The sequence below is a fragment of the Dyadobacter ginsengisoli DSM 21015 genome (genome assembly GCF_059568735.1).
Map to the genome: position 1 here is coordinate 970,459 of NZ_JCANTY010000001.1, position 25,526 is coordinate 995,984.

The 25,526-nt window shown below is 50.1% G+C and carries 20 protein-coding genes; 6 read left to right on the forward strand and 14 right to left on the reverse strand.

All coding sequences use genetic code 11. From position 1 onward, the window contains the following. Position 1: 1 nt before the first annotated feature. The 8 genes from BP71_RS03380 to BP71_RS03415 form a co-directional block, all read right to left on the reverse strand. Entirely contained in the window at positions 2-829 is an 828-nt protein-coding gene (locus BP71_RS03380) for a metallophosphoesterase family protein (RefSeq protein WP_496376607.1), read from the reverse strand. 12 nt (positions 830-841) lie between these two features. Continuing rightward, complete coding sequence (locus BP71_RS03385) at positions 842-1,231, reverse strand: hypothetical protein (protein WP_496376609.1); 390 nt, start codon at positions 1,229-1,231, stop codon at positions 842-844. A 40-nt stretch (positions 1,232-1,271) separates the two neighbouring features. After that, complete coding sequence (locus BP71_RS03390) at positions 1,272-2,528, reverse strand: hypothetical protein (RefSeq protein WP_496376611.1); 1,257 nt, start codon at positions 2,526-2,528, stop codon at positions 1,272-1,274. Between the two features lie 135 nt (positions 2,529-2,663). Continuing rightward, complete coding sequence (locus BP71_RS03395) at positions 2,664-3,557, reverse strand: DUF4097 family beta strand repeat-containing protein (protein ID WP_496376613.1); 894 nt, start codon at positions 3,555-3,557, stop codon at positions 2,664-2,666. 11 nt (positions 3,558-3,568) lie between these two features. Next, complete coding sequence (locus BP71_RS03400; protein WP_496376615.1) at positions 3,569-4,132, reverse strand: hypothetical protein; 564 nt, start codon at positions 4,130-4,132, stop codon at positions 3,569-3,571. Between the two features lie 8 nt (positions 4,133-4,140). Continuing rightward, positions 4,141-4,650, reverse strand: a complete 510-nt coding sequence (locus BP71_RS03405) for an RNA polymerase sigma factor (protein WP_496376617.1) — start codon at positions 4,648-4,650, stop codon at positions 4,141-4,143. A 138-nt stretch (positions 4,651-4,788) separates the two neighbouring features. After that, a complete protein-coding gene (locus BP71_RS03410; protein ID WP_496376619.1) occupies positions 4,789-6,375 on the reverse strand; it encodes an ArnT family glycosyltransferase in 1,587 nt (528 codons plus the stop codon). A 10-nt stretch (positions 6,376-6,385) separates the two neighbouring features. Next, the gene (locus BP71_RS03415) at positions 6,386-7,585 is read right to left on the reverse strand and encodes a CehA/McbA family metallohydrolase domain-containing protein (protein WP_496376621.1); all 1,200 of its coding nucleotides are present in this window, start codon (positions 7,583-7,585) and stop codon (positions 6,386-6,388) included. A 580-nt stretch (positions 7,586-8,165) separates the two neighbouring features. Here BP71_RS03415 and BP71_RS03420 point away from each other — a divergent pair. The 5 genes from BP71_RS03420 (at position 8,166) to BP71_RS03440 (ending at position 16,383) form a co-directional block, all read left to right on the forward strand. Further along, positions 8,166-11,456 (forward strand): SusC/RagA family TonB-linked outer membrane protein, encoded by a 3,291-nt coding sequence (locus BP71_RS03420; RefSeq protein ID WP_496376623.1) that lies wholly within the window; start codon positions 8,166-8,168, stop codon positions 11,454-11,456. A gap of 11 nt (positions 11,457-11,467) precedes the next feature. Beyond that, the gene (locus tag BP71_RS03425) at positions 11,468-12,943 is read left to right on the forward strand and encodes a SusD/RagB family nutrient-binding outer membrane lipoprotein (RefSeq protein WP_496376625.1); all 1,476 of its coding nucleotides are present in this window, start codon (positions 11,468-11,470) and stop codon (positions 12,941-12,943) included. A gap of 73 nt (positions 12,944-13,016) precedes the next feature. After that, complete coding sequence (locus BP71_RS03430; RefSeq protein WP_496376627.1) at positions 13,017-14,099, forward strand: alkaline phosphatase family protein; 1,083 nt, start codon at positions 13,017-13,019, stop codon at positions 14,097-14,099. 16 nt (positions 14,100-14,115) lie between these two features. Beyond that, positions 14,116-15,075, forward strand: coding sequence for a metallophosphoesterase family protein (locus tag BP71_RS03435; protein WP_496376629.1), 960 nt, complete (start codon positions 14,116-14,118; stop codon positions 15,073-15,075). A 132-nt stretch (positions 15,076-15,207) separates the two neighbouring features. Continuing rightward, a complete protein-coding gene (locus tag BP71_RS03440; RefSeq protein WP_496376631.1) occupies positions 15,208-16,383 on the forward strand; it encodes a metallophosphoesterase family protein in 1,176 nt (391 codons plus the stop codon). 21 nt (positions 16,384-16,404) lie between these two features. Here BP71_RS03440 and BP71_RS03445 read toward each other — a convergent pair whose 3' ends face one another. The 4 genes from BP71_RS03445 to BP71_RS03460 form a co-directional block, all read right to left on the reverse strand. After that, entirely contained in the window at positions 16,405-17,184 is a 780-nt protein-coding gene (locus BP71_RS03445) for a hypothetical protein (protein WP_496376633.1), read from the reverse strand. Positions 17,185-17,267: 83 nt separating this feature from the next. Beyond that, the gene (locus BP71_RS03450) at positions 17,268-18,050 is read right to left on the reverse strand and encodes a LytR/AlgR family response regulator transcription factor (protein WP_496376635.1); all 783 of its coding nucleotides are present in this window, start codon (positions 18,048-18,050) and stop codon (positions 17,268-17,270) included. A gap of 3 nt (positions 18,051-18,053) precedes the next feature. Further along, on the reverse strand, positions 18,054-19,160 hold the full coding sequence (locus BP71_RS03455; protein WP_496376637.1) for a sensor histidine kinase: 1,107 nt from the start codon (positions 19,158-19,160) through the stop codon (positions 18,054-18,056). Between the two features lie 150 nt (positions 19,161-19,310). Then, the gene (locus BP71_RS03460) at positions 19,311-20,342 is read right to left on the reverse strand and encodes a sensor histidine kinase (protein WP_496376639.1); all 1,032 of its coding nucleotides are present in this window, start codon (positions 20,340-20,342) and stop codon (positions 19,311-19,313) included. Between the two features lie 304 nt (positions 20,343-20,646). Between BP71_RS03460 and BP71_RS03465 the strand changes: the two genes are divergently transcribed. Next, a complete protein-coding gene (locus BP71_RS03465) occupies positions 20,647-21,843 on the forward strand; it encodes a PepSY-associated TM helix domain-containing protein (protein WP_496376641.1) in 1,197 nt (398 codons plus the stop codon). A 14-nt stretch (positions 21,844-21,857) separates the two neighbouring features. On the opposite strand, the gene BP71_RS03470 is transcribed toward BP71_RS03465, so the two are convergent. After that, a complete protein-coding gene (locus BP71_RS03470) occupies positions 21,858-22,586 on the reverse strand; it encodes a hypothetical protein (protein ID WP_496376643.1) in 729 nt (242 codons plus the stop codon). Positions 22,587-22,814: 228 nt separating this feature from the next. Then, a complete protein-coding gene (locus tag BP71_RS03475) occupies positions 22,815-24,788 on the reverse strand; it encodes a glycoside hydrolase family 97 protein (protein ID WP_496376645.1) in 1,974 nt (657 codons plus the stop codon). Positions 24,789-25,526 lie beyond the last annotated feature (738 nt).

Genomic DNA, 25,526 nt, shown 5'->3' on the forward strand with positions numbered 1-25,526 from the left:
ATCAGTAGTCGACGATCGTTTTCAGTACAGTACCGTTTATTATTTGAAGCAGTACAAATGCACGCTGCCCGAAGGAGAAGCTGGTTATATAGTGCACGTTGTCGTTGAAAGGGTAGAAGTCCTGGTGCTGGTGGACGTGGCCGTGCAGGGAAAGCAAAAGGTTTGGGGTTTTGTGCAAGAGCTCCGTGTAAGGCTGCACGGACTTTTCACCAAATTCCATCGTATTGAATGGCGGGACATGCGAAACCGTAACGATGTACTTTGCGTGCTCGTTATTTCGCAGTTCACCGGCAAGCCAACCGAGGTCCGGAACGTTTTGACCGGGAGCTTCCAGGCTATTGGTGTTGTGGGCAATGAACTTGATACCGCTATATACAAATGAATAATTCAGCGGGCCAAACATCCTAGCAAATACCTGCCTGCCATTGGCTACCATATCGTGGTTGCCGATAACGCCAAAATAAGGAGCTTGCAGCGCCGATAATCTTTTATGCACCCATTTGAATTCCTGCAACAAGCCGAAATCCGAAATATCCCCTGCCAGCAACACCAGATCGATATTTTTCAGGCTGTTCACTTTCCTCACAAACCGCTCCTGCTCGTCATACCAGCGCTGAGTATCACCGGCAAAAACGATGGTTACCGTATCATCTTCCGCATTCCTTCGCAGTTTGGTCAGGTTTTGCGCATTCAGTTCGGAAGGGGCTGAACGGTCGGATGATTGGTTGGGGCTGAATTCGAAATGGCCGCAGCCCGCCATGGTGAATGTGAAGAACAGGCTTCCCGCGAGCCGGGTTTTTCTGAGCCATTTTTGTCGTTTGTATTTCATGGGTGTTGATGATTAATTGGTTTCATTGACTTTCGCGACCCTGTCAATTTCCCGGAACACCGCTTTCAAAGGAACCTGCTGGTCAATCAGGTGTTCGAGCATCAGGAGGCTGTCGGATGGAAAGGGGCTCGGTCGCTTATGAAGCGCGTAGTAGAGCATATCCCGGTCGTCCCACAATTGTCTTATTTCAAGAACCATATTTTGCGCCACATCCACTTTCTGAGCGGCGCATTCTTGCCTGAGGTTCATGAGTTGCCAGGTAATCTTGATACGCACCCGGTAATATTTCATTTGCGATGTTTTTGTCATAGGTTCATTTCCGATAGGATGCTGAATCAGAAAGAGCAGGATCAGTATTACGGACGTAGCAATGCCGGCCCAGTGTTTCGCGGTCAGCTTCATGGGTAGTGGATTGGGAAATACTGATACAGATGCCGGAGTGTCAGAATGCCAGCCCCACGGCGATATTAGTCTTGAAACCGAAATCGGTTCGGTCTGTTGTCAAGTAGTCCTGTACGTTGTATGAGGTATTGAAATCGAAATAGCCGTGGCGAAAAAGCCGGAGCTGATAACCCAGAAGGGGGCCGACGTGGATTGCCCGGGTTGTTCTATTGATATTCTCCGCCTCGTACCGGAAAAAACGATGGCCCCCTTTGTAATACACGTAGGCGCTGTTAATGCCGGCGTAAGGTCCCGAAAAGCCATTTCCGCCTTTGCCGCGGAGCCGCTGGACCTTGCTGAGAAAGTAGTACCGCGGCTGTATGGAAAGCGCGGCCGTTTTTTCTTTCGACCGGACATTGACATACCCAAACCAGGTATACGGGCCAGGGGCTTTGATTTCATTGAAGCCGTCGCTGTAATCGGCATTGAGCTGAAAGTTGATCGTGAATGCTGACGACGCGATTTTCTGTTCGTAAGCAACGCCGGTGCGCGTCCTGATCATGTATGGCCCCAGGGTAAGCTCCGGAAGACGGACCTTCCATTGACTGGACAGATATTCATCGCACAAAAACACGTCGCAGAGCGGCCCGATCTCCGCTTTTTTCCAATCCCCGAATGCAAAGCCGAAACTGGCCTGAGTCGACAGATCCCAATTGTCGAAAACTCCGTAGTGGAAAAACGGCGTGCCCTGCTGCAAGGCAACGGCAAAGTCCATGAAGCCATGATTCAGGAACCGCCTCTGAAAACCCAATTTAAGGCCAATACGGGGATCGTCGTCGCGGGTGCTGGGCATATTGTAGAAAATTGCAAGGTAGTTTCCACTGAAATTATTGGCGGCTTTCCCGGTTCGTATCCGCTTTCCCATTGCCATAAACCAGCGCAGCTGGGCATCCAACACCGTGTTTTGGAAAGATTCGCGGAACGGCGTTTTCAGGTCGTAGTAGGGAAGGTGCCCGGCCAGTGCAATGGAGAATGCGGGTAAAAACTTGAATTCATATCCCAGTTGCAACGACGTATTATTGAAAGTCCGATCTTCCGAAAGCGCAAATGTCCTGGCCTGGTAATACTGCGACAAACCTATTTTAAACATATGCCTTGTGGGCACTTTGGTCATGAACACATTGTCGTACCGGTCGAGGAAGCGTTGCTTCGTCAGTGTGTCGGATTCTTCTGCGTACGAAATCCGGATGGTGTCCTGCGCATGTGCTACCAGCGGACGGGCTGAAACAAGCAGGAAAAACAACAAGCCTTTTTGCATAGGTTTACAATAGGGGTGGGATTGAGTTGTAATGTAAACGTATGATCGAATAGGCCGTTGGTTTAGTGTTTTTGAAAGTCAGGTAGTGGAGAGGAGGGTTATTTTATTTGTTCATGACTAATAGTAAAGCACCCATTATTTTATCGTGACCCGGCCAAATTCGGCATTGATGTCAACGTTGGCCAGCTGGTTTTTCGAAAAGAACGCTTCTTTAAAATCGGAGGAGTTACGCTTCCACTTAAAGCCATTGGGCAGTTTCATCGTGGCATAAGCGCTGTTGATGGTGTAGTCGAAGTGCTGCCAGTTTTTCGCAAGCAGCGTCACTTCCGCCTTCCTCGAATGGATACCAAGGCTGGTAAGGCCATTTGCAGGGTAAATTTCGACGTTCCCGTAAACAGCGTCCACCTTCACCGCTCCGGAGATTTGTTCGAGGCGAACATTGGTGTGGTCACTGGCGAAAGAAAATGCCCCGGTAATTTCATCTCCTTTGAGTTCGCCGAATGTGGTATTCAGCAGTCCTTTGCCGCTTATTTCTGAAATGTTGGTCGTGCAGAAGTCGGCTTTCAGGGTAAGTTGGTTGGTAAGTCCTTTCAGGTTGATGGTCCCGAATGAATTTTTAAGATCTACGGCACACGACGGCGGCAAGTGGATGGTGTAGCGCGCTTTGAGATTGGATAAGGGCTTGTTTTCGCCGTCTTTCAGTACGATGTAGTTTCGTAAAAAATAATCCTTCCCGTTCCGGTCGGCGATATATTGGAACTTGGAAAGATCCTCTGTAGCAACAGCCCGGCTGGGGTGACGTGCCGACAGCTCCATGACGACCGATATGTCGGACTTGTCCCAGGTTACCATTTCGATGTCCGCTTTTTCGGCGGTGATGTAAAGTGTGCGTACAGCGGGGCCGCCGATAGTCCTTTCAATTTTTTTTGTGGCTACCTGCAGCGTGCCTTGTGCATTCGCCGAACTGTTCAGCAGAACCCACCAGAGAAGGGCCGTCAGCAGGTTAAGCCAATGTGGTTTTGGTTTCATGATGTTTGATGCTAAATCATTTTGGCCATTTTATTTAAAATCAGAGCTTTCTGCTGCTCCACATCGTTGAACTGCCGCATCAGTTCCGGCTCGGTATTGAAACTGCCGATGGCCTGCTGCAATGCTTCCGAAGCCGAGCTTAACCGCTCGTATTCCTGTCGCAAATGCCTGTAATCCTGGCTGTCGCATACGAGGGTCTCTGTTTCGCAATAAGCCTTCAGTTTCTGATACTGCTCGTCGGTGACCAGATGAGTGTCAGTCTGCAGGCGCATATCTACTAATTCCTCGGTATAGGAAATCCGTGAGGCGGTTTTGGTCCTGATAAGAAGCAGGCCTGCAGAAATCACGATCATGGCCGCGGCTGCATATCCCCACACAAACCGCCGGCGTGCCGGTTGGCGGATTATTAATGTCCATAACCGTTCATCCGGTTCGTACTCCGGCATTTGCGACAATGCGGCTTGGAGCGGAACATCGTTCATTTTTTGCCTGACAGCCTCCCATACGTTTTCTTCCGGTTCGTATTCCCGAAGATCCCGGATCGCATTTTGTAATGTCTTATGATTTGTTTCCATTATAAACGTCAGTTGGCGGAAAGCATCGCGCGGAGCTTTCTTTTGGCATAAAATAGCTGCGATTTCGACGTACCTTCGGAAATGTTGAGCATCACGGCAATTTCACGGTGTGTGTAGCCTTCCACCTCGGAAAGAACAAAAATGGTCCTGAACCCGTCCGGGAGCGATAACACCGCTGTTTCCAGGTGAGCTGCATTGATATGGGACTCGCCCCAGTCGATCACTTCACCGGTGTAGTCTTCCACATTCTGCCACATCACCATTTTCTTTTTCTTCGTAGACTTTCTGACGACGATCTGCTTGATCCAGGCACCCAATGTCGCTTCCGCCCTGAACTGGTCGAGATGCCGGAAAACATCCAGGAACGCGTCCTGCAATACGTCGTTGGCGTCGTCAAAATCACCGGTAATGCGGTAGGCAAGCGTGTACATTGCTTTTTTATAGCGGTCGTACAGTTGTCGTTGGGCAACCCTGTCGTGTAAAAGGCATCCTGAAATCAAATCAGCCTCCGAAGTCATGCGATGGTTTTTAGCGTATTCGGGTTAAAGAGGCCGCAAGATCCGGAAATGGTTGTATGGAGATAAAAAAAATGTAACCGGAGATCGATTATTTTTGAAAATAATTTTTTATTTGACTGATAATCAATGGAATATGTGCTATTGTTGATGACTTCTGACGCTGTCTGTAATCTGGTAGCCGACAGCGCGTTCCGCTTTTTTCAACCGATAGACAAACCAGTATCTTGCGACACGCCCGTTCCGTCGCTGGGTGATGGTTGCCGCCTTTTCGATGGACCGGAACGCATCGCCATATAGTTCGACCGGGTTGGTAAAGTTGTTGGAGGGGGAGATGTACCACGCGTCGGCGCCTGCGGGTATGCGACCGTAAAGCTTGTTCAGCCAGCAGAACTGATGTAAATCGTTCAGTTCGCCCACGCCTATGAAGCGCATACCTAACGGATAGGCGACGTGATAATAAATGTGTGCGCCTGGAAACCATTTATGAACCACAAGAGGGGCGTCCCGGCGTATCTTGCCGGAGACGATATCATCATTCCTCAGTTTCTCAAAAGCCGGTAGGAGCTGTTCCCAACCGGTGATATCCAGTGTAGCATCACCTGAGCCGGTTTTGGGGAACGGTTTCGGGCTCATGGTGCCCGGATAGCTTTTGATCAGTAAAGGGCCGGCAATGAACACGAATGCAATCACAGTTACGCAAGCATTCAGCATTTTGAGGTAAAGACGCCTTGCGGGATTGTCCACCTGGATTTCCACCCATGCGGCAGCCACAAGCATCAGGCCAATGAAGCCCGGTCCGCTCCAATGCGGTAGCGTATCGCGGAAAATTGAAACGAGCGTCGTACACAATATAATGGGGATACTGCACCACAGGAGTAAAGCCATTGCCGAGGCATCCAGGAAATTCTGTCGCCGCGCGATCACGCGCCCGGTCAGGACAAAGAGCGTGATCTGCACCGGATTGGCATATAATATCTGACCAATCAGCGTACGGAAGAATGCTTTCAGGTCAATGCCCTGCTCCGTTACCGTAACGCGTTCACTATGAAAGCGCCAGGTGACGAAATCATTGCTGATGTTCCAGAAAAGAATGGGCGAGGCGATGAGCACCGTTATCGCAATCGATACATATAAGTAGGGACTTTTCAGCAAGCCACGCCGGTCGATGATAATGAAGCCTAAAAATCCAAACCAGAGAAACACGCCATGCACCTTGCTCATGACTGCGAGGCCGATCCACAGACCTGTCAAAAGCAGGTTTTTATGAATTACCAGCGGCCGGCCCGACTGGATCGTTCGAAGCATGGTGCACAAGGCTGCCAGCCAGAAAACCAGCTGGACCGAGTCGGGAAGGATGAAAATGCCCGAGATGATGCTCGTGTAAATGGAGGTGTTATAGAGCAATGCCGCAATCAGGCCGGTGCGACGGTTTTTGACAAGCTCGCCGCAGCGTGCAATGAGCCAGGTGTTAACGGCCGCCGCAATAATGCCCGGCAGCCGGACCATTACCTCGTTGTTTAGTTGCAGGTTGAAAGTGAATATTCGGATGAAAGCGCCTACCAGCGGCGGATGGTCGAAATGGTTCCAGTCGGGCAGGACTGCGTAAGTGAAATAGTAAACCTCGTCGTTACCGAGGTTGATCAGATTGGCGATGAGCAGCCGGATAAGGGTGAATACGAGGATGAGCGAAAAAAGGGGTTTCTGACCGGCTTTCAAATCAAGCATAAGCAATGGTTTACATAACAGGGACATCTTTATTTACAGCTGGCTGCCTTCTGGCGGCCCGCTTTGGTTCTTTCGTAGTGAATCTGGCGACCAACGCGGCCCATATAAAAAGAATGAAAGTCCCCAGCAGCCGAAAAAGATTCGTTTCCAGCGTGTTTTCTGAAACCGGTAGTGCTGGTTTGGCATTCGGATCGGTGAAGTACACCGGGTTGAGGAAAATAGTGGTACCATTGTCGTAGATAAATGTGGCCCGCGCATAATGGTCCCCGGGTTTGATACGGTAGCTAATGCGGTCTGTATTTTGCGCTTTTATCAGAATCCTGCCGTTCTGCCCCGTCAGCGATACTTCCTGAGCGGTCCGGCTCATTTGTATCTCCATGTGATCTGCCTGTACGGTCACATGCAGGAGGCCAGGGAGGGAAGCGTGCTGCTGGTCTTTGCCTACGATCACGCCGTAACTTTGACCTGTTTTCAAGGCTCTGATAACATCTCCGGCAGAATTATGCCGGACATTTACAAAAGTACAGCGGGTGCCCAGCCTGTCTTTGGAAATGACATCGTGGATATCATCGTCCCCCACAATAAATGCCCGCCTGCCTGCCGAAAGGGCTGCATCCCACTCTTTTGTCGAGGTAACGGACGGGTTAAGGACTTCCATGCAGTCATAGTTTGTGAGCAATGCAAGGTCCCCGGGCGTATACCCGTTGCGTAACGCCGGATGGTTCAGAATAACCAGGTTATGGGGTTCCGTAAGCAGGTTTAATAGATGCTGTTTATTGTGGAGTGTTTGCGGAAGGACGTAATCCAGCCACCTGACGTATTTGCTTCCGAGCACGAGCTGATGGGTTTTGCGAATGTTATAGCCGTGCTCATAGGCTGGGAGATAGTTGGTGTGTTTGTGGCCGGTGGAGTCGATATGATGATAATTGGACACACAATGCACACCATAACCGAGATCCTCGTAAGCACGATGCACGTCTTGCGGCGTTCCATGGCCGTTTGTAACCCCGCTCCATGCTTTTGCGTGTGCGTGAAAGTTACACTTGGTCCATTTGGAGGAATCGATGGATTCGTAGGGATTGGTGATCACCGGCCCCTGAAACGGGGCTAGCGTATGAAACTGGTAGCGGGGGCAAAAGAAAAACTGTTGTACAACGAGCCAGAGGGCGAGGGAGGATATGACAATCAGGGCAATGCGTAGTGCTCTCATAGTGTGGTAAAGTTGGCGTTCTAGTATTAAGTCAATATTGGCTAAATGAAAACTTTTGATGTGTTTATTAATACTTAACTTTTTAGAGTGATTGAGTGGAGCCTTTCCAATGAGCTGTTTTGAAAGTTTTGTTAACAGATTCAACTATTTGTTAAATATTAATTAACACACATTCGGCCCGGGCTGCCAGTAGGATGAATATCTTTGTTGCACCGGAATAGATGACTATGCAGTTATCAAGCAACTCATATGCGCTATCAAACGGTCGGAAATTATCGATGGGTGGTAAGGATGGGATAATAAAATTTGGCGTGTTTCTTGTATTTAAGTTAAATAATATTTTACTTTCGTTATTCAACCGGAGAACATTTTGAAACTGAGCTAATCTGACATTGTTTAGTATTTGTTCACATATTTGCCTTGCCTGATGAGGTACATTCAGTTCGCGCTGTTTGACTGAGACGATTAATGGCGTCCCCGTACAGCTCTGCTCTGTCTTTCCTGATCACTGCATCGAAGGTTCGACAGCCTTCGTGGAGACCTGTTGCCTACTGAATATCAGCCAATTAATATATCACTCATGAAAAGAAACATTACTAGTCCAAAACGGACGCATCCGGCCGGATGCTGGTCTGTCGCATTGACATTGTGGATGGGCATGCTCGGCGCTCCGGCCATCGCCGGTAAGGGGCCGTTGCTCCCGGGAAGTGTGTATCCCGGGAGGGTTAAAATGGATTCGTATAGTATAAGCCGTTCGGATGGCCGGGGCAAAACCGACGCGGAAACGACGGTGACCGGCAAAGTAACTGACGGCGCGACCAGGGAAGGTCTGGTGGGTGTGAATATCCTGGTAAAAGGTACCTCGCGCGGAACCGTGACCGATGCAACGGGCAGCTACGTGCTTCGCACGGACAGCGAGAAAGATACGCTGGTCTATTCATTCCTCGGGTTTGTGAGCCAGGAAGTCGCTATCGGCAAACGCAACGTCATCGATATCGCATTAACCGCGGACCAACGCCAGCTCAGCGAGGTGGTAGTGACGGCTTTGGGTATTAAAAAAGAGAAGAAGGCGGTGGGTTACGCGGTTTCGGAGGTAAAAGGGGCGAGCATGGTGAAGGCCCGCGAACCGAATGCGATCAGCTCACTAACGGGTAAAGTGGCCGGTTTAACCATTGCGCAAAGCACCGATCTCTTTTCCAGCCCGAAAGTAAACCTGCGTGGGCGCACCGGCGTTTTGTATGTGGTCGATGGTGTGCCCGTAAACACCGACTCCTGGAACCTCAGTCCGGACGATATCGAGACATATTCGGTCCTGAAAGGCGCAAGTGCGGCGGCTCTTTATGGTAACCGCGGACAGAATGGCGCGATCATCATTACCACTAAAAAGGGAAGCGGTGCTAAAAAGGGATTTACGGTCGATTTCAATTCCAGTACCCAGTTGCAGACCGGTTTCAACGCCATTCCGAAATACCAGACCGAATATGGTCCCGGAAGTGACTTTCAGTACGCGTTCAAAGATGGCCGGGGCGGCGGGATCAATGATAACGACTACAATATCTGGGGTCCGCGTTTTGAAGGGCAGCCCATTACGCAGTATAACAGCCCCAAAGATCCTTCCACCGGCGAGCTGGTTCCCATTCCCTGGCTTGCGAGAGGGAAGGATAACTTCAAAAACTTCCTGCGCAATGGCCTGTTGAGCACCAATAACCTCGCTATTTCCAGCAAGAGCGATTTCGGGGATTTCCGGTTGTCGGTATCCCAGATGTTCCAGCGGGGGCAGATGCCCAATACCAAACTGGGTACTACCAATGTCAATATCTCAGGGGGGATCAATGCAGGCAAAAAGCTCCGCTTTGACGCGAGCATTAACTACAACCGCCAGTATTCACCCAATTACCCGACGCTCGACTATGGTCCCGCCAGCCCGGTTTACATATTTACCGTTTGGGGCGGCGTGGATTACGATGTCAATGATTTGCGCAATTACTGGCAGCCAGGCAAGGAAAATGCACAGCAGTTTAACCGGGAATACACGATCTACGATAACCCCTGGATGACGGCTTATGAGGCTTTGAAAACGTACTACAAGAACGACGTTTACGGGTTTCTGCAAATGAATTACAAGCTGACGGATCACCTGACATTCAATGCCAGGACCAACGTCAGCACCTGGAACCGTAACCGGAGCACACGCGCCCCGATTTCTTCCAACCTGTATAACTTCGGCTTCCCGAACCAGGCAGGCGGTTATTCCGAAATCTATGACACGTTCTGGGAAAACAACACCGAGGCTTCTTTTAAATATGAAAACCGTTTTGGAAAGGACTTTGGCCTCAATGCCTCGTTGTACGGTAACCTGCGCTCGGTGAAAGTGACTTTATTGAATGGTATCACCTCCAAAGGACTGATCGTGCCGGGTGTTTATGACCTTTCGAACTCGGCGCAGCCGGCTACATCGGCCAACGACCAGGCCAAACGCTGGGTAGGCAGCGTGTACGGCTTTGTGGATATGGATTACAAGGACTTCCTGTTCCTGAGCCTGACAGGGCGTATGGACCGTTCGAGCACGATGCCGCAGAAAAACAACACCTATTTTTACCCGTCGGCTTCGCTGAGCGCGGTGCTTTCCGAAGTAATCGATCTTCCGCAAGCTGTTTCATTTGCAAAGCTGCGTGGCTCCTATGCCAACGTGGCCAGCGATTTTGTAGACGAAGATTACCAGTATGAAATTTACAAATTGCTTCCGACTTACAGTAACTCGGGCCGCTGGAACAATTCTTACACGGGTGTGAGTTACACGGGAACGCTTTACAGCGACAATTTGGAGGCCGCGCGGGTTAAAACATTTGAACTCGGTCTGGAAATGCGTTTCCTGCACAACAGGCTCGGGTTTGATGCCGCTGTTTTCAGGAATGTCGAAGGGCCGGGGATCGTGAGCGTGCCAACCTCGATCACCTCGGGAGTGGCTGGTGTGCAGCGCAACGCATTCACCTATGTACGTAAAGGTGTAGAGCTGAGCGTGGACGGAACCGTCGTTAGAAATGAAAACTTTACCTGGAACGTATCCGCCAACTGGTCCACCAATCATAAATGGCTGGACAAGATCGACGGCGTGCAAAATCGCGATGGTAACATTCACGTAGGGGAACGTGCGGACGCCTATTACATCAAAGACTTCCAACGTGACCAAAACGGCAGCATTATCGTGGGGTCAAATGGGATGCCCGCTTACAATCCCTACAATTCCAAAATCGGTTACTACGACAATAAGTTTACGGCGGGGATCAACAACACTTTTACCCACAAATCATTCACGCTGAGCTTCCAGGTGGATGGTCGTTTTGGAGGAAAGGTGAATAACTATATGTATACCAAGCAGTTTGGTAGCGGAACGGCGCCGGAGTCGGCCAATGAGTTCCGCCTGAAAGACTGGAACAACCGCGATAATTCCGACTACAAAGGATCGGTGATGACCGACGGAATGCGCATTGTCAAAGGCCAGCTGAACACGGATCAGGATGGTAATGTGATCTCCGACACCCGTGAATTCGAAAAAAATAATGTGCCGGTGTTGTGGCAGGCCTGGGCGACCAACTACTATCAGTCGGGTTACGTAGCTGCCAAGAACCGGACCTACCTGAAACTGCGCGAGGTGGTAGTCACTTACAACTTCCCCGCGAAACTGCTGGCCAAAACCCGCTTTGCCACAGCAGCCAGCATCTCGCTCGTAGGACGTAACCTGTTTTATTTCACGGGTAAATACACGAAAAACATCGACCTGGACCAGTTTACGGGCGCAACCGGAAATTCAACGAGCTTTCAGACGCCTTCTGTCAAAAGTTTCGGTGCTAACCTGAACCTGACTTTTTAATCGCAATCCATATGAAAAAGCTTACATATATTTTTCTCTCCATCGCATTGGGCCTGGGGAGCTGCCAGGACATCGACACCCTGCAAAAAGACCCCGGCGCGATCACCAACCCTTCGGCTGATCTGATCTTGACAGGTATTCTTCTGAATGCATCGGATGCACCGTGGAGCACCGACCATCGCCATAATCAGTATATGACGCAGAATGAGGCCTATTACGACGGGCAGGCCTACGGCTGGACTACGGGTGCCTTCGACGCTTATACGCCGCTCCGGAATATCAACCGGATGGAGATTGAGGCCGCAAAGGCGGGTGATGTAGCCGTACACTACATTACGCTGGCGAAGTTTTTCAAGGCTTATTTTTACAGCCGGGCCACGGAGATGTTTGGCGATATCCCGATGTCGGAGGCAATCCAGGGTGCCAGCGAACAGAATTTCAAGCCTAAATATGACAGCCAGAAGGATGTTTACATTCAAATCCTGAAATGGCTGGACGAGGCCAATGCCGAAATGCCAGCGCTCATCGCGAAGAAACCGGCGATATCGGGGGACTACATATATGGTGGTGATCTGGTGAAGTGGCAAAAACTGGTCAATTCCTTCCGGCTGCGGGTTTTGATCGGATTGAGCAAACGCGCCGACGACACGCCCGACCTGAATGTAAAACAGCAGTTTGCAGCGATCGTCAACGATCCGGCCAAATACCCGCTCATCACGACGAATGCCGACAACTTCCAGCTCATTTACAATACCATTAACACTTACCCATTGTGGCCGAGTAACGGTGTGGTGGTCAAGAACGACAAACGCAACACGCTGGGGGCTACGTTTGTGGACATCGCCAAAGCGACCCGCGACCCGCGTTTGCTCGTGGTAGCATCACCCGCCGATGCATTGAAAAACAATGCAGACCCGTTCCTGCGTTATGGCGGCGGCAAAACCGGTGACCTGCAATCGACGTTGCTTGACGAGGCAGGGAAAGGGATGTTGTCTATGATCAATTTTGATTATTGGGAGGCATCTGCCGCAGGAGTACCTGCGATCCAGCTTGGCGCACATGAAGTGCATTTCAACATCGCGGAGGGTATTAACCGCGGCTGGGCATCGGGCAATGCGGCTGATCATTACCAGAAGGCGATCGAGGAATCGATGAAGTTCTATAATATTTCAAAAGCAGACATCGATGGCTTTCTGGCAAAGAATGCCTACCCTGGCAACAATGAAAAGGGGCTGCATAAAATCCTCGAACAGAAGTATATGGCTTTCTTCGAAAATTCGGGACGGCAGGCTTTCTACAACTACCGGCGCACAGGCATTCCGACCTTCAGTATAGGCCAGGCGAATGCCAACAATAACCAGATCCCGGTTCGCTGGGCCTACCCGACAAGCGAGTACACGACCAACGAAGCGAATGTAAAAGCGGCGTTAAAAAACCAGTTCAATGGAGCGGACACGCAGAACAGTGTGATGTGGCTGACGAAATAAAAATGCGCTTCCTCCGGCCGACACTTAGTCCGGGGGAAGTTTGTTACTTTTCCGGACTCTTAACCTTAACATTATGAAAAATAGATTACTGATCTTGATGCTAACGGCACTGAGCTTCACTGCCCTGGCGCAAACCAAAACTAAAAATGTGGTCATGATTTCCATTGACGGCTATCGCTGGCAGGAGATTTTCCGGGGCGCCGATTCTGCGCTGTTTTTCAATAGGAAGTACCGTCAGCAGGATTCCGCCGCTATGGTTGCGAAATACTGGGCCAGAACTCCGGTCGAGCGGCGCGTCAAATTGATGCCTTTCTTTTGGGGAACAATCGCCGGGAAAGGGCAGCTCTACGGTAACCGGGACCTGGGTAACCTGGTCAATGTCCGGAATAAATACTGGTTTTCGTACCCGGGCAGGAGCGAGACACTATGCGGATTTTATGACGAGAAGATCAACAGCAATGATTTCCCCAACAATCCGAACGAAAACGTCCTCGAATTCCTTAACAAGCAAAAGGGGTTTGAAGGAAAAGTTGTGACGTTCGCCTCCTGGGATGCTCTTTCCCGTATTATTAACCGGGACCGGAACGGAATGCTGGTGAATATTCCGGGTGAAAAGGTAAAGGGAGCGAAATTGACAGAGGCTCAGCATCTGGCTAACGAGCTCCAATATTACCTGCCCGAGTATTTTGGTAAAACGGTGCGGTTCGATGCGCATACGTTCGCGCTCACGAAGTCGTATGTGCAGGCGAATCACCCGCGTGTGCTGCATATCGATTTTGCCGATACCGACGAATTCGGCCATCACGGCCAGTACGACGCATTTCTCGACGGAGCTCACTATCTCGACGCGATGATTGCGAGCCTGTGGGAAATGATGCAGCAAGATAATTTTTACAAAGGCAACACCACATTCATCATTTATCCTGATCATGGACGCGGTACCGGGGACAAATGGACCAGTCACGGAACTTCCGCGCCGGGCTCGAACGAAACCTGGATGGCGGTCATCGGGCCGGATACGCCGGCTACGGGCGAAGTGAAGGCTGCCGGGCAGATCTACCAGGATCAGTTCGCGCAAACAGTTGCCGGCTTGCTCGGGTTCAAGTTCACCGCCAATCACGCGGTAGGAGAACCGGTAAAAAGTGTTTCGAAATAAATCAGACAACGATACAATGGACCGTAGGGATTTTATCAGAAACCTGGGTGTAGCGGCCGGCAGTATGGCCGTTTATCAGAATTCATACTCCATTCCCTCCAATGTGCCCGGCAAACCTCAGCAGATTCGCTTTGGCATGATTTCGGACCTGCACCATTTGCAGTTTGGCCAGGAGGAGGTCAGGCGACTGAGCGGATTCATGGATGACGTAGCCAAAGTAAACCCGGATTTCATCATTCAATGCGGCGATTTTTGTCGCCATACCCGTTCGGATGGCATTCTGGCGGAATGGAACCGGTATAATGGACCGAAGTATCACGTGCTGGGTAACCACGACATGGATTATTGCAGCAAGGAAACGATCATGCAATTCTGGGGAATGCCGAAGCGCTACTATTCATTCGACCAGGGCGGTTTCCATTTTTTGGTGATGGACCGGAATTTCCTGAAAGAAGACGACGGCACATTGAAGGACTACGACTCGTCGAACTGGGGGAAGCTGCCCTCGCCCAAACGTAGTTTTACCGACCAGGAGCAACTGGAATGGCTGCGTAGCGACCTTGCGAATGCCAAATATCCGGTGGTCGTATTCATGCACCAGCCGGTATTCCTGAGCGACTTTCATGACGAGCTCGGGAATGCGGAAGAGATTCTCCGGATTTTTGATGAAGCCAATTTCAAAGCGGCGCAAGCATCCGGTCCTGGGAGAGTCTGCGCTGTTTTCATGGGACACGACCACGACGACCGGTATGGCGAGCGCAACGGTGTACATTACTTTATCGTCAACAGCGCCACTTATGTGTATACCAAAGGCGGGGCTTACTATTATAAAGACCCGTTGTATGCATTCGTGACCCTGGACACCGCAGGACAGATGACCATCGAAGGCAGGAGCACTGTTTATAGCCCCGCCGCACCCGATCGTGTGGCTTCGACGTTCCCGACGAAGATCAGTGATCATCAAATCAAGTTATAATTGGGTGATTCCAAGTTGCCGGATTGAATAAGGGACAAAGGCGGGGGAAGGCTGTTCTTAATCCAAAATTAATGCTATGTTTACACACTCTGACAGCGTTTTTGCTAGCTTGGATTAGTCAAAAACGCTGTTATGGACATAGTAACTATCCAAAAGGCTGAGAATGAACAGCCCCATGTAATGAAGTCTAATTACCCGCAAAAATTCAATAAACCTGTCTTTAAACGGGACGTTCCCGATGATTCCTTTAAGTTTCAGCCTGCTCCGGCGCCGACCGGAGAATATCCCTACCACCTGAACCTGGAATCGGTTCTGTCACTTCCCGATCCCGATAAGCTGGCATTTCACATGGTCGGTGACACCGGCAGTATTCGCACACCTGATTTCCAAAAACTGGTAGTGGGTGAAATGGTAAGACAATACGAAGCCGCCGACGATACAGGCTATGAACCGCGCTTCCTGTTTCACCTCGGTGATGTGGTTTATAATTTCGGAGAGGCGAGTGAATATCAGCGGCAATTCTTCGAGCCCTACCAAAAGTATCCCGGGCCGATCTTCGCCATCCCAGGCAACCACGACAGCGACATAAATCCCGACAGCCGCGTGAACTACCATAGTCTGGATGCTTTCAAGGCCGTTTTTTGTGATACCGAATCCCATACGGTCTCTTTCAGCGGTAATGCCGAGCGGAAAAGCATGGTGCAGCCGAATGTATATTGGACGCTGGTTACGCCGCTTGCCAATATCATCGGTATGTATTGCAACATAACGAAGTTTGGGGTGGTCACGAGCGATCAGCGTGAATGGCTGATCCATGAGCTGCGCGCAGCCGACAAGGAGCGACCTGGTAAAGCCCTCATCCTCTGCCTGCACCATTCGCCCTATTCAGCGGATATCAACCACGGTTCGAGTATTCCGATGATCGAATTGCTGGAAAGCGCTTTTGAAGAAACCGGGATATACCCTGATATCGTGTTCAGCGGGCATGTGCATAATTACCAACGTTTTAGCCGGCATTACAAAAGCGGACGTGTGCTGCCCTTTATCGTGGCAGGAAGCGGAGGCTACGATGAGCTCCATCCCGTTGCTTACACCAATGACTACCGTTTTACCAGCGAGCTTCCATTATTTGACGGCGTGAACCTGGAAGCAAGTTGTGATACGAAACATGGTTTTTTGAAAGTGCTACTTGAAAGGACTGCGGATGGTATCATAATGGTCATCGAATTTTACACGCTGCCGCACGAGCGGCGCATCGAGCCTGGCAAAATAGCAGCATTGGAAGACAGACTGGTTCTGAGAATTTAATTCGCGGAGCTGTTGCTTGGGTTAATTCCGGCTGTAAATGTATTCCTGTTCAAGCAGTTTTTTGTTTCCTGCCAGGATCTGATATTTTTTAGCAGGAAGCCCGTTATCGAGATAGTCGTAAGTATACCGCACTTCTGCATGGACGGAACCTCCGTTCTGAAAAAGTGTTTGGATGACCGTGACATTGTTTTTGGACGGAAACCGCGAAAAGTCCGGTGTACCCGTGAGGCCGTGGTAGGGATTAGGGTGGTTATCGTACTCGAAAGCGGTTTCCTCCATTACCTGGTCTGTGAACGGGTCGAGCGTCTTGGTCCGGATGATGTTGCCATCTTTCAGGTAGAGTAAAATGTGTTGTGATTTATTACTCACCAGATTCAGTTCCGTGATCATCACCATGTCTTTTTCCGGATAGGAATAGGAGCGGGTAAAATGCTGCTTATCCGGCCTGGACCGGAATTCTTCATATTCTGCTTCAACCAGCGAATCTTTTTTGTACTGATAAGTGAAAGACGCAAGTCTCGGGTCGGCTCCGTTGTGCTGTGCGATCAGCTTTCCGTTCCCGTATACGTAGGAAGTGACAAAAAGCGTATCGCCATTTATTTCAAGCTGGATTTCCTTCTCGAGCAGGCCGATGGGTGTATAGGTATAATCGACGGTATAATGCGATTGATCTATAAAAAAGAAATGGCTGGATTTGAGCCTGGTATCGACGGCGTCAAGACGGTCATCCGGAGCGGTGGAAGGTTCGGAGCAGGCAGCGCAAAGCATTACCAGCAGGAGCAGGAGTTGAGTCGGTTTCATTGTTCAATGGCTAATTTCCTAAACAGATTCCCCCTGACTGGTAATGGTTGTAACCGAACCGTTTAATTTTAAATTTTAACCGGCTATTTTCCCATCCAAACCTTAAAATCAACCACCTTCTCGCGGCTAACGAGGACTTCCTTGTTGTGGGCCGGGCGCAATGTCAGGGCCAGACGGTTACCGAAATAGGGGTCTATCTTGTCCACCGAGCGGTGCGTGATCATCATGCTCCGGTTCACCCTGAAAAAACGGGCCGGATCCAGTACTTCAGCCAGTTCGTCGAGCGTGTAATCGACGAGCATTTTTTGGTTGGTATCCGTCATGAAAAAACTGTAACGGTCGTCGGTGAAGAAATACGCAATATCACCGACCTCGATAGAGAGCATTTTCTGTCCCTGCTTCACCAGGAAACGCTGTCGGTATTCTACCGCAGTGGTCTTTTTAAAGTCTTCGAGCAACTTACGGATACCGGCCAGGGAGTCGTCCGCTGGCTGTCCTTTCATTTTTTCGTATTTCTGCAAGCTGCGCAGCAAATCGTCACGGTGGACCGGCTTCAAGAGATAGTCTATGCTGTTGTGCCTGAACGCCTGCAATGCGTATTCATCATACGAAGTTGTAAATATGATGGAACTGGACACGTCGATCCGGTTGAAAATCTCAAAACTTTGTCCGTCGGAAAGCTCGATATCCAGGAAGATCAGGTCGGGGTCGGGCTTACCGGCCCGGCGGTTTTCGCTAACCCAGTCGACGGTTTGTTCGATACTGTCGGTGATCCCGGCAATGAGGAGCTCCGGCGCTACTTCACCCAGCATTTTTTTGAGCCGGCGAACCGACAGATCTTCATCTTCGACAATAAGTGCGTTCATTTTTCAGGAAATCAGTGGTAAAGTAACGGTAAAAAACTCGTGGTTGCTTTCAATGAGGGGGTGAGGTAATTCCGGCCGATATTCGCCCAGTAATCTATATTTACTCAGGATATTGGCCAGTCCCACCTGCGTAGACTCAATGTGCTCGACCCCCGCGGTGAAACTCTTCTTTTGTAAATTGTTACGGATCATCAGACGGCCCTCCACCGTGCTCAAAATAAAAATGGTCAAGGGTTTACTCGCCCTGATCACATTATGCTTGACCGCATTCTCCACCAGTAATTGAAGCGTAAGCGGCGGGATCCGGTGGTCCAGATACAAATTTTCCACGTGAATGTATAGTTTCATTCCTTCGCCATACCGGGTTTTAAGTAAATGCCCGTAGGATTCGATGAATGACAACTCCTTTCTAAGCGTCGTCAGTTGACTGAAATCACCTTCTTCCACTGATGAGTGATTGGTTTGCAGGAGATAGCGGTAAACGCGGGCCATTTCGTCCACAAACTCTTCTGCTTTCTCCGGGTCTTCCCCGATCAGGGCCGAAAGCGAATTCAGCGTATTGAACAGAAAGTGAGGACTGATCTGCGCTTTCAGGCTCTCCAACTGGCCGTTGACATTTTCTTTCAGCAACCGCTCTTTATTTACCTCTTGCTGTTTCCATCGCCTGATCGCATGGAATGTTTCCACAATACCGGACAGCAGCACTACAATTCCGAGATTCACGATGTAAAGGATTATAACACTGTGAACCGTAGCCGTGGAGCCGAAAATGCGCGTTCCCATATAAAACCAGGCGATGGGAATGAGCGCCGCCGCCGACCATGCCGCATGTGCTATGAAGCCTGCGATGATTCTCTTTAAGGTCTGATCCAACCCCGCGTACCGTTTGGCTATTTTCCGGTTCACCGCCGATTGTACAAAAAATGTGGTGATCAGGATCGTTGTGTTGAGCAGGGCCGCACCTGTAAAAATCTTCCAGTCGCGAAAGCTCTCCGGACCTACCAGCAGGTAGTTGAAAAGAATCAGGAACACGGGCATCGAAAGCGCATAGGCCCAGCGATGCCTGGATGGCAGTATTCCCAAAAACTTTTCCGATACACTCTTTTTCATGGTCAGGTTTCAGCCGGGATGGTGCGTCAGTCCGTCAGGCATGGTTCAAAAATAGGGGAATGCGTGAACAAGCGGATCGATTTGTTGTATCAAGTGCATTTTTATTGGCATGAATTGTCATTCCTGCAGGTGTCGCATTCGTCCCGTGCGTCACTCCGGCAAGAGCGGCACCGTAACGCAGAATTCGCCTGCGGATTGGTCTACGGAAACCTCCCGTTCCGTGAGTTTAAGATACCGGGCAGCAAGCCCGCGAAGCCCGACATGCGTGGCGTTCAGCGTCCGGTGGCGGGTCTGAATGTCGTTTCTGATCAGCAGCGTCCTGTTTTCGGTAAGTTCTACGCGGATCGAGAGTGGTCGGGAGGCCGATAGTACATTATACTGGATCGCGTTGTCAAGCAATATCTGAAGGGTCAGGGGAGGCAGCATCAGGTCCGGAGAGACCGCCTCTGGCTGAATGACATGCAGACCCTCCTGATACCTCACTTTCATCAGCCGGGTATAGACTTTCAGGAATTCGAGTTCGGTGTGAAGCGGTACGAGTTCGGTTTTGGCTGCCTGCAACATATACCGGTAAATCCGCGCCAGATCTTCCACAAAATTTTCAGCTTCGTCGGGTGCTGCGCTGATGAGTGAGGACAGTGTATTCAGGCTGTTGAACAGAAAATGGGGATTAACCTGACCTTTCAATGCATCAAACTGATTTTCCAGCGCTATTCTTTCCAGCTTTTCATTTTCGGCCTCATTTTTTCGCCATTGTTCGAGTGAATGAAAAAGAGCCATCACCGCACAAAGGAACACATCGAACACCAGGCCGGCCGCGATGACCGGGAAAACGGTCACGAGATTAAACGTGACGGCGAGGCCGGGGATCAGGCTGTACAACCACACGGTAAACAATGCAAGCACGGTCGTGAGTGCGCCCACGAGGAGCAGCGTAGCCGCCAGCCGCCTAGACGTCTGGTCCACTCCGGGAAAGCGTGCGATCATTCTCCGGACCGCCGTCGTGAGTGTGATGACGGTAATCCAGTACAGTACAAAAATAAGCGCCGTGGCGATGAGGAAGATGCGGAGATTGGTAAAGTAGTTCTGTCCTGTAAAGAAAAGATTGCCCGCGACGAGAAACACCGGCATCATCGCCAGATGGTACCACCATTCGTATCGGGAAAAGAAAGAGGGCTTCATGTAATACAGGGAACAGCAACAGTCAGGGGCAAAAATAGATGAAATTGGCCGGTGTTGCGAGTAATCTGGTCTAACCTGATTATCTGGTCAAATCCTTGCGGGGCAATAGCTTTTTTTAGAATATAGTTTAGATAAAACACCGACATGTTTGGATTATTCCTGCCTGGGAATTTTTTATATCCGTTTACATGATCATCAGTTTGTAATTAAACTAAATAGGATATTTCTTTGCCAAACGGCTGTCCGAACCAGTTTCAGCGCATTTGAGCGGATTTCCCGGCTGAATTTACACAACTTCTGATCCATGTCGCAGAAAAAGACGGTCCTGAACAAAATCATAGGCACATTGCATCTCTGGCTGGGGCTTGCCTCCGGGATCGTCGTGGTATTGCTCGGGCTATCGGGAGCCTTGTATGTCTTCGTGGATGAAATAAAGCCGCTGGTGTATCAGGACAGGCTTTTTATTCAACCTGAAAGCAAGCCCAAACTGCCGCTAAGTCAATTGCTGCGGGCCGCCCAGGATGCGGTGGGTGCCAAAAGACCGGTTACAAGGGTTGAAATATCGTCCCAACCTGACAGGACATACATTTTCCGGGCATTGAAAATCGATAAGGAAGGGTTTTCGCATTGGGACTACTATAAATATTACTATCGGGCATATGTCAATCCCTATACCGGGGAAGTTGTGAAACTTGAAGACACGAAAAATGAATTCTTTACGGTCGTGCTCGGGCTGCATATGCACATGCTCTTCGGAGAAAAGATCGGGCATGCAGTAGTGAGCTATTCGGTGCTGGCATTTGTGTTGATCCTCATTTCGGGGCTTGTACTCTGGTGGCCGAAGAAATGGAACAAAGGCAACGTGGACAAGAGCTTCAAAATCAAATGGAGCGCGAAATGGAAACGTGTCAACTATGATCTGCATAATGTACTGGGATTCTACGCATGTATCATTCTGATGGTGAGTGCGCTGACGGGGTTGGTTTGGGCTTTCGAGTGGTTTGAGAACGGCGTACGTGCCATTGCCGACGGTGGAAGACAAGTGAAAGTGCCAGCCGTTTTTTCCGACACCACCCGGCCGAAAGAAATAGCTGCCGTGGATCGGGTTTTTGAAACCCTGCAACGGGATCAACCCAATGCTTATGGCTATCTCATCAATTTCCCCGCGACCGGCAAGCTCCCGGTTAATGCATCCACCTACCTCACGGGCAGTAACCGCTACGATCGTATACAGGGGCAGTATGACCAATTTACCGGTAAACAGCTCCGTTCGCGATCATTTGGCGAACTCACCAACGGAGAACAGATCTACGCTTTGAACTTCGACCTCCATGTAGGCGCGTGGGCCGGACTGCCGAGCAAGATACTGACCTTCTTTGCGGGGCTGATTTGCGCCAGCCTGCCTGTTACCGGGTTTGTGATCTGGTGGGGCAGAAGGAAGAAGAACGGCAAGGAGAAACCGGTTAGGTCGCGTAAACCTGTGAAAGTTGCCGCTGAATAGCAGTTTATCGGCGACTACCCGGCCTGCCCGAGAAAAAAGAACAGCCCGATTACGGCGATCACGAATATCAGCCATCCCCAGAACAGGCGGGGGGAGGGCATGGGTCCGTCGGTCAGGACGCGAATGCCGAGCGGCAGGAATGCAATGCAAAGGCAACCCGTGGCAACGAGCGACATGACCGTCCCACCTTTCAGCACACCGATCATCAATACCGACATCATTGCCAGGGCAACCACTGCCCAGGGTTGCAAAGTACCCGACAGCCAGGCTCCGACAGCCAGTACAGCCCAGCCGAAAAGGATCGCCCCGGATAACGTGGAGATGATGTGAAAAGAACCATATGACTGCCCTACGACCTCCGTGGCCCTGGGCAGGGTCAGGATATTCACGAGCTGGAACGCAAGGTGGTTGATACCCGAATGAAACGTACGCGCAAACAACCCAAACAAGACTAACCCGCCGCCCCAGACGGCCCACAGGGGCCTGGTTTTGCCGATGAGGTTTGCGAGTGTTATGATGGCCGGCCATAGGAGGATGTTACCTGCCAGAAAAAGGCTGTAAGCGGTGAACATCAGCGTCGGGTGGTTTTGGAATGCCCGGAGCTGTTCGGGAAAGAAAAAATCGAACCGGAATTTCAGGACCTCACCCGTCAGCAGCAGCGCGGGTGCCAGTACCAGTGACACACCTCCCAGCCATCGGCCGGGAAATGTGAAATGGTGGGGTGCGTCATCAAAAGTTTTCATGGCTAATAGTTTTGACACAAAGCTATGTAATGCTTGGTACTATGCATTGCATACTACACGACTGGTCGTTACCAGGGCTGAATGGTTGGCTATAAATAGTTCTTCCCGCCAGTGACAGCATTTGAATGTGGATTGCGTGCTCCGGTGGGAGATCGTGCAGTAAATGAAGCGGATCGGGCCGAAATCACGAAATAATGTAGAGCAATGACGCAGATAGTCGACGTAGGTCTATTCTTTGAAAGTCAGTTTCACCACGTAGCCGCCACCCGGCGCCATATGTATTTTCAGATGATCCTTCCTGGTTAATATAGATTCAGACAAACGGTAATCGGCCGGGTAACGGTCGGCATTAACGCCGTCTTCACAAATTGTGGCCTGATAACTACCTTCTCCCAGGAATTGGAACGGAATAGTTAAATCGCGGGCAGTGGAGTCGGTCATGGCGCCGACGAACCAATCGGTGCCTTTTCGCCGGGCTGTGACGATGAAATCGCCGACTTTGGCATCCAGGATACGGGTATCGTCCCAAACAGTCGGGATACTACCGAGCATTTCCATGAATGCAGGTTCATTCATCCCTTGCGAAGGATTGCCGGCGAAGAACTGGATAGGGCTTTCGTACACCACGAACATGGCGAGTTGCTGGGTACGGGTTGTCAGCGACATTACATTTTCTGGTATTGCATGAAAACCTTTCGGCGTTGCATTGTTGAGCATACCCGGCTCGTAGTCCATCGGCCCGCTGAGCATCCGGATGAAAGGAAGGAGCAGGTTGTGATCCGGGGTGGCTTTGGCACTCCACATATTGTACTCCGAGCCCAGCACGGCCTCGCGCGCAATGGCGTGCGGGAAGGTGCGGTTAAAGCCGGCGGGTTTGAATGCGCCATGGAACATCAGCATCAGTTTGTGACGGGCACAGGCTTCGGCGATCTTATAGAAAAACTGTACGGCTTTCTGATCGTCACGGTTTATAAAATCGGTCATGATAAAATCCACACCCCATTTATTGAACTGATCCAATGCCGGTTCAAGTTGTTTTTCAAGGGTCAATGCCAATGTCCACATGCTGACGCCGATGCCCTTGCTTTTGGCATACGACATGATCTCATCCATATCGATATCCGGATTGATCTTGAACAGATCATTGTTGTCGCTCCAACCTGCGTCCATCATAATACGTTCAAAACCAAATCTTTTGGCGAAGTCGATGTAGTATTTGTAGGTAGCCGTGTTGATCCCGCTTTTGAAGGGCACATTGAAAATATTGGAAGTGATGATCCATTCATCCGTAGCCTTGCCTGGCTTGACCCACGAAACATCGGGTACCCGTGAAGGGCTTGCCAGCCGGTACACGAGGTCGTTGGCAGGCAGATCCTTATCCGTTTCCGCGATCATGAGCACCCGCCAGGGGAAACTCCGCGTGCCTTTGGTTCGGGCAATATAATCGGCACGACGGCTCACGTAGCGCGTGGAATAGAGCTCGCTGGTCTCTTTTTCTTCGACGGGGTAGGGGGCAAAACGACCCGTCAGTGCCTGTGAACCGGTGCCGGTGAGGAACATGCCCGGGTAATCTTCCAGGTCGGATTCGGTGATGGCTATTTTGGGGGAGGCATCCGGGGCGATGAGTACCGGGCTGAAAAAGAGATTTTTGGAGGTGATGTTCTCCATCGTTTTGAGGGTATATGGCTCCTCGAAACTCGTATGGTAAATGTCCATCCCACCCGGTGGTACTTCGGGGTAATACACCGGGTGGGCGGCTGGAAAATGAAATGCTGCCGTTTCTGAGTGAACGGTAATACTGTCTGCAAATGCCGTCGTGATCCGGTAGGCGACGCCGTCCTCATATGCCCTGAAAATGACTGAAAATCCATTCCCCAGAGTCACTTTCAATGCGCGGTAATGATTCGGAATGTTTTTGCGCTTTTCGGGAACAGGCGAGATGATGTTCTCATGGACGAGTCTTTCCGTAAACCGGGGCTTGGAGAGATTATCCGAGAGCTTTTTTCCGTGAATTAACGCCATGTCGATCTCGGACGGAGAAACGATCAGCCGGTCTTTGAAATAAACACTATACCGGAGTTGCTTCTGTATCTGCACCTCGACGCGAATTGTCCCACCGGGGGAGCTGAACGATCGGGTTGCCTGTGCAAACAGTTGCAGATTTGAGAGGAATAAGAGGCTTAGTAGTAGTAGTTTTTTCATGGTGAGTATCATCCCGGGCTATGTGTTTTGCAATGTACGGGATAAATGGGTTTGAAAAAGAAGGTACGGAGAATTAACAACCCGGGTTCTGTGCTGGTACGCTGCCCGTGAGCGCAAGCCTTCCCGAGGCTCATCATGCCGACGCATGGACTGATGCCGGCATAATATCTCCGGTTTCCCCTGGTTAAATTGTAACTGAATTAATACTTACAAAAAGGATTTCGTTTATAGCTGCCGTTATGAAATTCGTATTCGTTTAGGTGCTGAGGGAGAGTTGCTTTTAGGTTTTAACATTGCCGCGTAGATGGATACCGCTACGTCGGGATTATATAACTTAAAGTTTAGGTGAACAGCCAATTATTTCTACAAAGTAAAATTGCGCATGGACTTCTGAATTTTCGATCGGTGAATCAAAATTATGCATCGAATTATTCCCTGCCTTTTTCTTTTTCCATTTGTTCACATGTGCCCTTTGAAATACAAATAATTCTGCATTTGGGTTTTGGATTTTGTAACCGCACGGCGCCATCTGGTTGGCTTCCATGGCAAATGACAGCGCTTTTTGTGTATATTAAAACGGTATTAAAATATGAATTGCAACGGACTGGTTTGCAAAGTGTGGTCCGAATGAAAAACTGAAAAACCGGAGGGAAAGAAGGCTTTGCAATGGCGGGTGCCATGCACCTATTTAAAATCAATTTACGAATCATCAAAGGGGCCGATAAATAAAAAGAATGG